Origin of the sequence: Pseudomonas japonica (genome assembly GCF_900188455.1) — a bacterium.
In the GTDB taxonomy this organism is placed as follows: Bacteria; Pseudomonadota; Gammaproteobacteria; order Pseudomonadales; family Pseudomonadaceae; genus Aquipseudomonas; species Aquipseudomonas japonica.
Window position 1 is genome coordinate 1 of record NZ_FZOL01000047.1, and the last position, 14,557, is coordinate 14,557.

At 61.8% G+C, this 14,557-nt stretch carries 3 protein-coding genes; all 3 read right to left on the reverse strand.

What is annotated here, in order from left to right; genetic code table 11:
* The coding region (locus CHB99_RS29050) for an RHS repeat domain-containing protein (RefSeq protein WP_089266734.1) at window positions 1–5,123 on the reverse strand (5,123 nt) is incomplete at its 3' end.
* Window positions 5,124–5,518: 395 nt separating this feature from the next.
* On the reverse strand, window positions 5,519–6,046 hold the full coding sequence (locus tag CHB99_RS29055) for an SMI1/KNR4 family protein (RefSeq protein ID WP_042130531.1): 528 nt from the start codon (window positions 6,044–6,046) through the stop codon (window positions 5,519–5,521).
* A complete protein-coding gene (locus tag CHB99_RS29060) occupies window positions 6,043–14,397 on the reverse strand; it encodes a LysM peptidoglycan-binding domain-containing protein (RefSeq protein ID WP_212555932.1) in 8,355 nt (2,784 codons plus the stop codon). Before CHB99_RS29060 ends, CHB99_RS29055 begins: the two co-directional genes overlap by 4 nt.
* Between the last annotated feature and the right edge of the window lie 160 nt (window positions 14,398–14,557).

Below are 14,557 nucleotides of genomic sequence, written 5' to 3' on the forward strand. Positions count from 1 at the left end.
TTGAACAGCCCCCAGCCTGCCGGCAGCCCATCGCTGCCAGGGTTGCCGAAGGAGGCGTTGTTCAGCCGGTTGCTGCCCATCCTCTGCAGCGCCGCCACATCGCGCGAGCCTTGCAGCTTGTTGGCGTAACGCACCTCTTCGATGACATTGCCCACCGCGTCGTACTTGCGTTCGCTGACATAGCCCAGGGCATCGATGCTGAAACGCTGCCGACCCAGAGCGTCATGGACGTAGCGGGTCACCCGGTCGTCCGCACTCGACGTGACCGGCACCACCTCGAAGCTTGGACGCACCGCCAGCAATCGCGACTCGCTCAGCCCGGCCTGGGTGTTGTTCTTGCGAATCAGTACCTGCGCCGTCGCCGCGCCTGGCGGTGCCGTCCCCTCGGCGACGATGCGCTTGTAGTCAGCCAGGCTCTGACCGCCCTTCGCCTCGGCCTGGTTCAGGCTCGCCGGATCCAGGCCGGTCCAGCCCAGGGATTTGCCGTCGGCATCGAACCAGCTGATGATCGCCCAGGCCGTGGCGCCCTGAACGGCGGTATACACCGAGAAGGCGTAGCGCTGACCCGGTGTGACCTGACCCACGGACTGGCGGAGCTCGGTGTAGGCATCCTCCGTCGCGCTACGACCCGCCTGATACAACAAGGCCATATTGTCGCTGCCCGCATCCTGGGGCCGCAGTGCCGCCAGTTGCGCCGGGTTGACCTGCGCCTGTCCGCTGGCCTGCCAGTTGAACAGCCCCCAGCCTGCCGGCAGCCCATCGCTGCCAGGGTTGCCGAAGGAGGCGTTGTTCAGCCGGTTGCTGCCCATCCTCTGCAGCGCCGCTGTTTCACGCGAGCCCTGCAGTTTGTTGGCGTAGCGCACTTCCTCTGTGACATTGCCCGCCGCGTCGTACTTGCGTTCGCTGACATAGCCCAGCGCATCCACGGTAAAGCGCCGCTGCCCGGCCTCGTTGTAGACATAGTCGGTGACCCGCTGCTGCGGGTCACCCACCGTGCCCTGACTGATCCGCAGCACATTGCCCACGCCGTCGTAGCTGTAGCGGGTGCTCAGTTGCAGTCCGTTCGGATCGACGACGGTCTGGGTCAACTGGCCCTTGCGGTCATAGCTGTAGTCGGTGGTGCGTGCTGAAGCGGTGCCAGCGAACTCGACCACCTTGACCTGGCGTCCCGCCGTGTCGAACACGTAGGTGCTGCGCTGGTTGAGTCCGGTCGGATCGACGCTGCGCTGTACCACCCGATTGGCCGCGTCATAGTCGAGATGGGTCACGATCCCGCGGGCATCCACGCTCTCGCTCAGGCGTCCGGCCTTGTCGTAGCGCTTGACCTCCGCCACCTGGCCCAAAGCGTCGATCGTCCGGGTCAGCTGACCTTCGCGGTTGTATTCGTACTGGGTGACGGCGCCCTTGCCATCGACCGCTTTCAGCGTCTCGCCGTGACGGGTCTTCCAGGTGCTGACCTGGGTGCCGTCGGGCAGCGTCACGGTGACGCTGCGGTTGCTGCCGTCGTAGCTGTACTGAGTGACATGACCGAGGGCATCGACCTCTCTCAGGGTACGGCCGAAGGCGTCGAACTCACTGCGGCGGGACTGGTCCAGGGGATCGCGAACCACCACGGTGCGGCCGTTGTCCTGGTAGTCGGTGCTGGTGATGAAACCTGCGGCATCCGTGCTGCGGATGACGCGACCGAACGCGTCATAGGCGGTGCTGTCGGTGAGATTGAGGCCACCAGCATCACGGGTCTGGCTGATCTTCTCGCCCCGCAGGTTGTAGCCGAAAGCCGTGGTGACCTTGCGATCACCGGCGATCACGCGGATCTGCCGCAGCAACTGACCGTGCTGGTCGTACTGGTTGGTGGTGCTGATGCCCTCGGCATCGATGCTGCTCAGCAGCAGGCCACGGGTGTCGTAGGCCTGGGTGGTGCGGCTGTCGAGGTTGGCATTGCGGATGGCCGCGACCAGGCTGTCCAGAGCCGCGCTCTGCAGGCCACCGCCGAGACTGGCGACCGTGCCCACGGCCAGGCGGTTGCCCAGTTGGGTACGCTCGACGGCATCGCCGAAGGCGTTGTACTTCGTCTCGCTGACTTCGCCGACCGCGTTGATCACCCGGGTCAGGCGGCCGGTGTTGTCGTAGTACGACAGAGTCCGGTTGCCCATGGCGTCGGTGACGCTGGCCACGCGCCCGGCGGGATCGTAGCTCCAGGTCATGCCGTATTGGCTGTAGACGGCAGCAACCTGCGCGTCGCTCATGCCGACAGTGATTTTTTCCGAAGCCTCGCCGAGCAGCTTGCCGAGGGTCTGGCCGAAGGCGTCGTACCGGGTGCGGGTACTGCGTTCCTCGGCAGTGCCAGCCGCGGAGGTCTCACGCACCAGGCGTCCGGCGGCATCGTATTCGAAGGTGGTCACGGTGCCGTCCGCGACGACGCGCCGGGCAACCCGTCCAAGATCGTCGTAGAACGTGACGACCGCTTCACTGCTACCCGGGGCAACCGCCGCGCGAATCGCAGCGAACCCGGTCGACCCATTCAGCACCCCGGCGTAAGCCGTAAAATAGCGAATGCTCTGGTGGGTATTGCCGCCTTCGTTGTAGACGGTCTCGCTGACGAAGCCCTTCTCGTCGACACTGCCGATCTGCCGACCCGCCAGGTCGTAGAAATTCCAGGTACTCAGACCACCCGAGGCCGGACGCAACTCGGCCAGACTGCCGTTGGCGCGCAGCGCCGCAGTGGTCACACCTGAGTAGCGAATCGTCTGCTGCAACTGACCGGCCGCGTTGTAGAGGTTTTCCCGCAGGTAGCCTTCGGCGTCCAGTTGCCCGACCTGGCGGCCATCGGCGTCGTAGAAGCTGCGGGTCACACGTTCGCCGGTCTGCTGGCGAATCAGCTGGCCACGACCGTCGTAGCTGTAGGTGGTGAGCGTACCCGCCGGGTCGGTACTGCTGGTCAAGCGCCCGGCCTGATCGTATTCGAGTCGGGTCAGGCGGTCCGACGTATTGCTGGCCGGGAGGATCTGCGCCAGGGTCACGCTCACCATGCCGCCATTGAACCAGGCGCTGGTATCGGCAGGCGTCGCGTAGCGCAGCTCGGCAACGCGCTGGTCGTTGTAGTTGTAGCTATAGCGGGTGACGTTCCCGGCACCGTCGACCTCCGCCCCTACCCGGCCGCTCTGGTCGTAGAACGTAAAGGTGCGCACGCCGGTGGCGTCCTGCCTCATGTTCAGGCGCCCGGCGGCATCGTAGAAATAGCTGGTGCTGCGCGACACGCCGCCGGCGGCGGTTTCCTGAATTCCGATCAAACGACCCTGGGCGTCATAGACCTGGGTCAGAGTCAGGCCGCTGGCGGTAGTCACTGCGATGCTGCGCTGGCTGCCGTTGTAGACGGTGGTACGAGTACCGCTGGCGTCCATCTGGCCAAGCACTCGGCCCATGCCGTCGTAGGTGGTGGAGCTCAGCAGAACCTGCGTGCCCCGATCCTGCCCGCGCCCGGCGAGGGTCTGCAATAACTGGCCCTGGGCGTTGTAGACATAGCGGGTCAGCTCGGCCGCGCTGTCCAGCAGCCAGTTGCCGCTGGCGTCGACATTGGCGTAGGCCACGCGCAGGATCAGATTGCCGCGATAGTCGTAATTGAACCCGGTCAGACGGGTTTTCGCGTGGTCCTGCGCAGCCCCCCAGGCCGCCAGGGACGACTCGCTGAGCGCGCTGGTGTCTGCCGGCCCGGCTACCGGATAAAGGTTGCCGCCATAGACGATTTCCTGCGCCCGCAGACCGCGGGCTTCATAGGTGTACTCGACGACACTGCCCGTTGCACTGACCACGAAGCGCAGGCGCTCGGCGTAGTCGTAGACGTAGCGGGTCACCTGCGCCGAGCTGGCGGGCGGTTCGGTCCAGGTAGCGCTCGCAGCATCCCAGGTAGTCGGTACGCTGTAGCGGATCTCGCTGAGCATCTGGTTGGCCGCGTTGTACACCCGCGCCACGGTGACGCCTTTCGGATCGCGTTCGAGAATGCGGTTGCCGCGCTCGTCGTAGGCATAGCTGACGGCATTGCCATAGGTATCGGTGACCCGGGTGACATTGCCGTCGGCGTCGTATTGATAGCCGGTGTAATAGATCTCGCCATCTGTACTGGGCGACTGGACACGGGTCAGCTGGCCCTTCTCGTCGTGGAAATAGGCCCACTCCTGACCCAGTAGATTGCGCACGCCGGTGCGACGATTGACCAGGTCATAGCTGAAGGTACTGGTGCCGGAGGCATCGGTGACCGTGCTCACCCGATACTCGCTGCCCACCTGCACATAGGTGAAGCTGGCCGTGCTGCCGTCGCTCTGGCTGATGCTGGCGATGCGGAAGCTGCTGCCGTCGTAGGTGTAGGTGGTGTTGTAGACATTGCCGTCGGCGATGCTGTTGTCGTCCGGGCTGAGGTCGGTGCTCACCTGGATCAAACGGCCGTAGCCGTCATAGTCGTAATACACCTGCTGGGTCAGCGGGCCGCCCACAACCGTCCGGGTATCGACCCGCGCCAGATTGCCGGCGGCGTTGTAGACCATCAGCAGGGCCTGACCGGAACTGTCGGTGACGCTGCTCAGCTTGTCGTTGTTGTAGACGTAGGTAATGAGCGTGCCGCTGGTATCGCGTACCGAGTTGAGCAGTCCTGTGCTGCCGCTGTAGCGCTCGACCGCGCGGGTCGAGCCGTCGGTCCAGTACCACTCGCTGGTCTGCGCATCCCACTGGATAAAGTCGTGGGCGCCGTCGCCCTCCGTCGACTGATAGCGAGTACCGTTCCAGTTGTAGACCGTTTCATGGCCATCGCCGGTGGTGCGGGTCAGGCGACTGCCCGCCGCCAGAGCGGTGCCGGTGAGGATCACGCGACGCTCGCCGTCCCAACGCCAGCCGTCGCCATCGTTGAGCGTGCCTAGGGTGTTGTAAGTGCGGGTGTGGAACAGGTCCTGGCCCTGGCCGGAGAGTTGTTCGTCGGTAAAGCGCAGGATCAGGTTGCCGGTACTGGCATTGACCCAGGCCTTGCCCCCGGCCTGCCCCAGCGTGCCCTGGCCGAACGAGCCCGCGGCGGCGCCGAGGGTGTTGAGCGAGGTGTTGAACAAACCCAGGCCATTGCCGGCGACGACTGCAACCATTGTCCCTGATCCCCTGATCGTTCGGGGCAGTATGGAGGGCCCCGGAGAATGCGTTGGCTGCGGTGAATGCAGCCTCTATGGGAGCTGTATGCCGAGGATTTGGGAAAGGTTTAGGGGCGTTGGGGTTTTAGCGGTACCGACAGCGATCTGAGGGCTGGTGGTCAAGAGCGCCGTGGACCTGGTCTTCGGTTACTTCCTCGAACTGGAGGGGGCGGTAGCTGATTCAAACGTCTTCAAACTGCTCTCCCTGAAACCCTACAAATGAAGCAGGATCGCTTATCACTACCTCACACCATGCACTGGCCTGAGGTGAAAACACATCCAGAACTCACGCCCTTGCGCTTTTGAAGTTCTAACCATACAAAGACTATTTTTCTTAATAAATTAATCCCAACTCAACTCTGGGGGTTTTCCCGGAGAAAGCTAACATCCGCCCGATTATAGTCAACCATCGACAAGAAGAACTCGTCAAAGCTCTCAAACCTATCAACTAGATCGCCGGCCAGCCACAAAACTTCCCCAGGAGAAGCGGAGCCTGGCTTTGCAATAACAAACAAGTCCTTATCCAAAGCACTTGCAGCGATCGGCAGAAGGTCTTCCCGGCTGAAACCAGCAGAAAAAATGACGCCATCATCTATGTATCTCAACATCTCTTTGGCAGCCACCATTTTTTCACTACCGAGCAAGTCATCCGTCCCAAACAAGTCGACCGACTGAAAAACTCCACGCCACCCATTTGCATAACGTAGAAAACCTGCATACTTCTTATCAATTCCGGTCTCAAAGTGGCGTTCCACTGCTCCGATAGATAACTCTTCCGCAGCAACTCCAGGCAAGTAGAAAGGAAACAACCCTGTACTATCAACTTCGGCCAATGCTTGTTTGACAATGACCAACTTAACGATCTCTTCAGGCCAATTCATTTCACCCCTCCATCAAACACAAAAATCACTGGCTTATAGCCAAGTGGATAGCCACCTGCTTGCCCACCAAGGCTTAAATTTACACGAGGTGATAGATCTAGCCAAGTGTAGGGAGCGGGTCGCCCGACCCACGTAGTATCTGGTACGTGCCCTACATGGCCGACATATGGCGTGCCTGCCTTGATAGCATTGCGTCGCTCAATCGCAGCTGCCATTGAAGCGCTTCGTCTCAACTCACCTCCCGTCGACACTCGCCCCGTCGGTGACAAGGCCCCAGCTGCAATGGCCTCATTACTTAGCTTTATATATGCATGAATTTGATCAAGCTCTGCTTGAGTTGAATCAGGCATAGCCTTGACCCAAACGGGCCCCATATCACGCGGGTAAGGGCCTACAAAATCAGGCGCATGAACACTACCACTGTAGGTTTTAAAAACAAACTTCTCGTCTATATTTACAGCTGCCTTACTTCTTCCTAGTAGAGGGAAAGCTGCGACTGCAGAAGCCACATCACTTAAAACAGGACCAACCTGCTTCAGCAAAGAAGCTTCAGCTTTCAGGACAGTTTGAGGTGCTAAACCAACCGGAGAAAGGCGACCAATACCGCCAAACCCTGCCCAAGCCAAGAGCTCATCCGCACCTCCCAGCAAAAGCGGAATTCCATTAATGCCCAAGGAAAAGAAATTAGCAGTTTCCGCAATGGAATCGTGGATCAAGTCCCCATTGAGACGAACAGGTGAAATCACCGCGTAATCATTATAGAAATCATTATATCTATCACGCCAGCTTCGTTCAGGGGACACTGAAACCAGAGGTTTACCAGTGACCGGGTCAATCTCTGGGGCTTTTGGCACATCAGAGTAAAGATCAAACGCCCCTTTTGAGCCATTACCTTCATAGGAGAAGGACGCATAGTCTTCATCAGCCATTGAAGACAAAACACTGAACCAACCTGACTCCCTAACCTCTGCCAGAAACTTCAGATCAGGATCAACCGCACCTTTCCAATTAGGCGTATCGGTAGACATATACCCTTGGGCACTGTCTACATCTGTCGAAGCCATCGCATAGCGATACTTTTCACGTACCTCGGCATTCTTCTGCTTTTCGTCCACCGAGGACCTCATCTGGCCAACTGCGTAGTCCACCAGCGAATTACCAAACGCATCCGCCGCAACCTGCCCATAATCCGGCCGATCACCACCGAACCACTTGTCTCTCATCCAGGCGGAACTATGCGCGCTGAGCTGTCCGCGAACAGTCCTATCCCAGAAACCAGAGCCTTGATTGATTGAGCCAGCGATTATTGAGCTCACCGCCGACGCCGCCATGTTCCGCCAGCTGAATGAGGTATCCAGCCCCACTACCTTGCTGGCGACGTAGCTCCCCGCATAGCCCGCTACGCCCTGCGCACCATAGGCAATGGCGGCCTGCTGCCAGGTAGCACTCGATTTACCCGCCGCCTCCAGTGCGCTGCCCAGCGTGCTATTCGCACCGGCCGCGATACTGGTAATCCCGGCGCCGATGGCTCCGCCAAGTCCGGCCACGGCAGCCTGCCTCCAGGAAATGTGGTCCACCACGCCCATGGCTTTACCGACCGCCTGGGATGCAAGGCTACCGACCGTTGCGCCTATACCGAATGCTGCCACCCCGACCGCAAACCCTCCCGCGATAGTGCCACCGGCCACTGCTGCCATGCCGGCGCCCACCGCACCACCCACCGTCAACGTCCCGGTCGCCGCCGTCATGGCAAATGCGGCCGCACCTGCGGTGAATACCGTGGCCACTACGGCGACGACCACCATCACAACGGAGGCGATACCCTTGCACTTCTTTTTCTTCGGCTTGGGCGGCGGCGGGAACACCGGGGTCGGCGTGGTATCGCCAAGTACGTCGCTGGCGTTGTAAGGCTTAAAGGTAGTCGCGTCGTTGTGGGTACTGCTGACGACGTTGGGAATCCGGATGCTGTCGCCAACAACCAGGCCCTGGGCCGGATCGATACCGTTGGCATCGGCGATCAGGTACCACATCTTCGAGTCGCCCCAGACCGCCTGGGCGATGCTGGCCAGGGTGTCGCCCTGGCTGACCACATAGTTACCCGGGGTACGGCCTGGATATTCCTCGGAGATGGGGCTCAGGGTATCGGTGATCTGTGCCGCACTGAGGTTGCCGTAGTTGGCCAGCGCCGCCCCCTGGTAATAGAGATAGCTCTGCGTGTGTTGGTTGTCGCTACCCGTCCGCGAAGTCAGCAGCCCCTCCTTGTTCGAGGTAAAACTCTGATTCAGGATCGAGCCATTGTAAGTCTGCACCGACACTGCGTTTCCACGTGCATCGTGCAGGGTGCTGGTCCAGCCCGCCTGGCTGGGAATATCGGCGGTCACTTCGATGTTTTGTTCTTTGTAGGTATCGAAGAGGGCAAAAGTTCGTACGTACCTGCCCTGATAACTGACGGAAACCCCATTGGCCCCATACACCACATAGCGATAGGACGCCTGGTTGCCGGCGGCGTCGATCATCCCGGCTTCACCGAAATAATTGGCCTGGGTCTTCAACTCTGCGCCACCGGACAGTTTCGCAACTACCTGGCTGATCAACTGCCCGTCACCACGGAAGCGATACGTCGTGCGTTCTGTCGCGACGTTGTTGGTATAGGACATCTGGCTGGAACGATTGCCCAGTTCGTCGTAGGTCGTTCTGAACAGGACCTTTTCCGGGTCCGCACCCAGTACCGCGGCAGAGGCATCGGCACCGGCGGCACGGGTCAGCAGCCCGCTGCGGGCCTCCAGCACCTGGCCCATGTCGTTGTAGCTGTAGGTGCTGCGGGCATAGCGTTCGCCACCGGTGATCGAAGCACTCCACTCTTCGGACGACAGCCTTCTGCCGGCGGCGTCATAGGCAACCGCATAGCCCTTGGCCTTGCCCGCGAGCACCTGGCCATTGCTCTGATAGCCCTTTCCGACAAGCACCCGTCCCTCCAGGTCGTACCGGTACCAATCGTCGATGACCGTTCTGACGCCGGACTGGTTGGTGGTGTCCATATATGCACGACGCCGGTTGCCCAGTTCGTCATAGTCGTACCTCAGCGCGTCGACGCGCCCCGTCAATGCTGTAAAAACCATCCAACCAGACTGCTCTGTCCCCGCCGGAGCTTTAACTTCCTTCAGGCGACCGAGTTCATCGAACTTGAAGCGCTGTTCGGTTTGCCCGGAGGCTTCGAACCAGAAAATCATCGTGCCTTTGTAATAAGACTGGGAATATTCGCGCAGGCGTTGTCCTGCCTGATCGTATTGATATGTCGCAACCGACCATTGAGTGTCACCCCAGATCGAGCCTACCGACTCATCGCGAATGCTCTTGACCGAACCGTTGCCGTAGTACTCGTAGGTCCTGTCCTGAGATCCCCAGAGCTGGCCTTCGAAGTAACTCGGCTTGGCCTCTTTCAGCAACTGACCAAATGCGTTGTACGAATAGCTGACCCCTTGCCCGGAAAGGTCCGTCCGCGCCGTCAAGCGCCCGTAATCCCACTCGTTGTACGTCCAGGTCAAGCTGTTCCCCAGCCCATCGATCTCCGCCACCTTGCGGTTGGCCTCGTTGAACACGAAGGTCTTCTGGATGTTCGACTCGTTGCGCGTCTGCACGATGTTCCCGCGCTCGTCGAATACCGTGAACCTGGTATTGCCCATCACCCCGGCAATGGTGCTGGAACCATCGGCATTCGGCGTGCTGGTCAGACTTTCCGAAACCGTACTGCTGCCATTGATCTCCCCATACAACCGCCCCGCCTGGTCGTACTGGTTGGTCAGCAAGGTCACCTGCTGACCATTGCGCACGATGCCATGGCTGGTATGCCGGTCCATGGCGTCATAGCCGTCCACCGTGACGATACCCAGCGGATCGTAGGTACCTACCCGATTGCCATGGGCGTCCTGGATGTAGTACCGCGAAGCGCCCAGCGCATCGATATCCCGCACCAGCTCACCGGCCTGGTTGTAGACATGCTGGCGGCTGCGCAGCACGGCACCGCCGATCAGGTCCGCTTCCTCCGTCAGTTGACCGAGAGCGTCATAGCGTTTCTCGTGGACCAGGCTGGCCCGATAGCTGCTGCCGTTCTCGCGCAGGATGTCGGTTTCCGGCAGGGTCTCGGTGAGCACCTGGTTGTTGTGGTCGTAGGTGTAACGGGTGACATAACCGCGTGGATCGATGCGCGTCAGGACATTGCCCCAGCGATCGCTGGCCTGGCGAATGATCGGTGTGGTCAGGGTCAGGTTGACGTTGTTCAGGGTGTCGACGTTGACGTTGGCCTCGAACGCCGGCAGGTGTTGCTCCAGCACACGACCCAGCAGGTCGTTGCGCACATAGGTCACGCGGTCGTCGGTCGCAGTGTTGAGATCGCCCAGTTGCATGCTGCGGCTGGCCTTGCCGGTCAGGTCGTAGTCGATACGGGTCGTGCCCTGGGCGTTGGTCTGCCAGGTGGCATTGCCGAGCTGGTCGTAGGCGTAGCTGGCCTTGTAGTTGCCGTTGAGCAGTTCGGCGGTTACCTCACCGAAGCGGTTGTAGATCACCGCGTTGGTGGTGCTCCTGGTGCCGTTGTCGTACCAGTCACTGGTGCTCAGTTGCTGGCCGAGACTGTCGTAGGCAAAGGTGCGGCGCAGGGTCTGGCTGACGTAGCGCCAGCCCGTGAGCACGCTGTAGATTTCGCGGGTTTCCTCCAGGCGTCGACCCGCCGCGTCAACCTTGAAGTTCTGCGCAGAACCTGCGGCATCGAACTCCTTGATCAGATGCCCCGCCGCGTCATACACACTGCGGCTGAACTGCTGCAGGCCAGCCTGACCATCGCCCGCGCTGTGGACTTCGAACAAGACCTGGCCGAAGGCGTTGACTTCATACAGCGTGGTCGGCGAAGCATATACCGCGCTGTCGAACGGATTGGCGGCACCCGCGCGTGCGGTATAGCGCGCCGGTTCGGTGACTTTCACCACCTGGCCAAGGGCGTTGTAGGTGGTAGTGGTGACGTTGCCCAGGGCATCGGTCAGGGTCAGTGCATTACCGACGCCATCGTAAGTGCTGCGGCTGACCACTACATCACCGGTAACCTGGGTCATGGTCGCCCGGGCGGGATTGCTGGCGAAGGACTGTTGCCAGTAGGTCGCGTTCTCCCGCACCGTCTGCACCAGCCGGTCGGCGGCGTCGTAGACGAAGCGCACGCTGCGATCCTTGCCCGTTGTCGCCGCCGCAGGAATCGACGATTCGCTCCAGCCCGTCAATGCGCTGGCGTACTCGACCTGGCGACTGACCTTGCCACTGCCGGTGTATTCCAGGCGGGTGTAGTAACCCAGGGCATCGACCGTGCCAATGCGCTGGCCGGCCCGGTCGTAGTAGTTGACCGTGCTGATCTGCTCCATCACCGAGTTACCGGCACTATCCCGTGCCAGCACGGTTTCCCGGGCTACCTGGCCGAAGGCGTTGTAGCTGTAGGCCTTCACCGGCGCGACATTCTTCAGCGCCGAGGTGGCCACGTTGCCGGTGAAGGCATAGAGACTGACCAGGTCCTGCTGCACTTCGGTCTTGCGCCCGAGGCGGTCGTAGCGGGTGATGATCGTGCGGTCATTGCCTGGGCTGGACGGCGCGGTGCTGGCGTTGAAGTCACCCACCTGGTAGTAGCCGCTGGCGGGTACCCCCGCATTCAGCGGCAAGGCGTTGCGTCGGGTCAACACGGCCTGGCCGAAGCCGTCGTACTCGTAGGCGGTCACGCCCTTGAGCGCATCGACCTCATAGCGCACCTGGCCCAGCAGGTCATAGGCCTTGTAGCTGTCGACGTAGTCGTGGGCGGCGACACCCGTGTTGTTGACCCGCACGCGGTTGCGCACGGCATTGCCGAGGGCGTCGTAGGTCACTTCAGTGGTGACCTGGAAGGTATTGGCGCTGCCGTCGGCATTCTGCTGGTACTGCCCGCTGGCCTTGTCGTACCAGCCCGGGCTGATGATGCGTACCTGACGACCCAGGGCGTCATAGCCGAAGGTGCTGGTCCGCGCCTGACTCACATCATCCAGGGCCGGGTCGCTGTCGACGGTGGCGCGCAGACGGCCCTCGCTGCGGCTGATGACACTGCCGAAGGCGTCGTAACCATAGCGGGTGACCAGCGATACCGACTGGCCAGTGCCATGGCCGTTGCTGTCCATCCTGGAAAGCCAGAGCGTCGGGGTGATCTCTTCGAGCAACCGCCCGGCCTGGTCATAGCGGTAGTTCCAGGTTTGCCCGTTCTTGTTGGTCAGGCGGGTACGGTTGCCGAAGGCGTCGTAGCTGTAGGCCTCGACATAGCCCAGGGGGTCGCTGACGTTCTTCAACTGGCCAACGGCATCGTAGGTGTAATGGCTCACCCGATCATCGGCACTGCGAGCGATCAGTGGCCGTGTCCACGGGCTGGCATCGACACCGGCAGCGGGTACTTCTTCGAACTGCGCATGCGCCGCCAGCAGACGCGACATCCCGGCACCCGCCACGCTGTTGCCCTTGCGGATCACCACGATGGCACCGACCGCACCCTCCGGCGCCACGCCGGTAGCAACCAGGCGCTTGTAGTCCGCCAGGCTGGTGCCGCCTCCCGCCTCGCCCGCATTCATGCTGGCGCTGGTGGCGGAGGTATAGCCCATGAGCTTGCCGCTGGCATCCACCCAGTACATGAAGGCGAAACCGGTCGCACCCTGCACGGCGGTGTACACCGAGAAGCTGTAGCGGTGACCGGCCTGGATGCCGGAGACCGACCTGGACACCTCCATGTAGCCATCGATGCTGTCGTTGCGGCCCGACTGATACAGCTGCACGACGTTGTCGCCGGCCGGCAGGTCCTTGGGTGTCAGGGTCGGTAGCGCCGGGTTGACCTGATAGGTCGCGTTCACTTGATAGGTGGTGCTGCCCCAGCCCGCGGCCACGCCGTTGCCACCGTCGACGAACTCGACGTTATCCAGGCGATTGACGCCCAGCTTCTGCAGGGAAACGCTGTCGCGCGGGCCCTGCAGCTTGTTCGCGTAACGGATTTCCTCGACCACATTGCCGGCGGCGTCGTAGCTGCGCTCGGTGACATAACCCAGGGCATCGACACTGAAGCGCTGGCGACCCAGGGCGTCGTAGACGTAGCTGGTCACCCGGTCATCGGCACTGCGGGCGATCAGTGGACGCGTCCACGGGCTGGCATCGACACCGGCAGCGGGCACTTCTTCGAACTGCGCATGCGCCGCCAGCAGGCGCGACATCCCGGCACCCGCCACACTGTTGCCCTTGCGGATCACCACGATGGCACCGACCGCACCCTCCGGCGCCACGCCGGTGGCGACCAGGCGCTTGTAGTCCGCCAGGCTGGTACCACCTCCCGCCTCGCCCGCATTCGTGCTGGCGCTGGTGGCGGAGGTGTAGCTCATGAGCTTGCCGCTGGCATCCACCCAGTACATGAAGGCAAACCCGGTCGCCCCCTGCACGGCCGTATACACCGAGAAGCTGTAGCGGTGACCGGCCTGAATCCCGGAGACCGACCTGGACACCTCCATGTAGCCATCGATGCTGTCGTTGCGACCCGACTGATACAACTGCACGACGTTGTCGCCCGCCGGCAGGTCCTTGGGTGTCAGGGTCGGTAGCGCCGGATTGACCTGATAGGTCGCATTCACCTGATAGGTGGTGCTGCCCCAGCCCGCGGCCACGCCGTTGCCACCGTCGACGAACTCGACGTTGTCCAGGCGGTTGACGCCCAGCTTCTGCAGGGAAACGCTGTCGCGCGGGCCCTGCAGCTTGTTGGCGTAACGGGTTTCCTCGACCACATTGCCGGCGGCGTCGTAGCTGCGCTCGCTGACATAGCCCAGGGCATCGACACTGAAGCGCTGGCGACCCAGGGCGTCATAGACGTAGCTGGTCACCCGGTCATCGGCACTGCGAGCGATCAGTGGCCGTGTCCACGGGCTGGCATCGACACCGGCAGCAGGCACTTCTTCGAACTGCGCATGCGCCGCCAGCAGACGGGACATCCCGGCGCCCGCCACGCTGTTGCCCTTGCGGATCACCACAATGGCACCGACCGCACCCTCCGGCGCCACGCCAGTAGCGACCAGACGCTTGTAGTTCGCCAGACTGGTACCACCTCCCGCCTCGCCCGCATTCGTGCTGGCGCTGGTGGCGGAGGTGTAGCTCATGAGCTTGCCGCTGGCATCCACCCAGTACATGAAGGCAAAACCGGTCGCCCCCTGCACGGCCGTGTACACCGAGAAGCTGTAGCGGTGACCGGCCTGGATGCCGGAGACCGACCTGGACACCTCCATGTAGCCATCGATGCTGTCGTTGCGACCCGACTGATACAACTGCACGACGTTGTCGCCCGCCGGCAGGTCCTTGGGTGTCAGGGTTGGTAGCGCCGGATTGACCTGATAGGTCGCATTCACCTGATAGGTGGTGCTGCCCCAGCCCGCGGCGACGCCGTTGCCACCGTCGACGAACTCGACGTTATCCAGCCGGTTGACGCCCAGC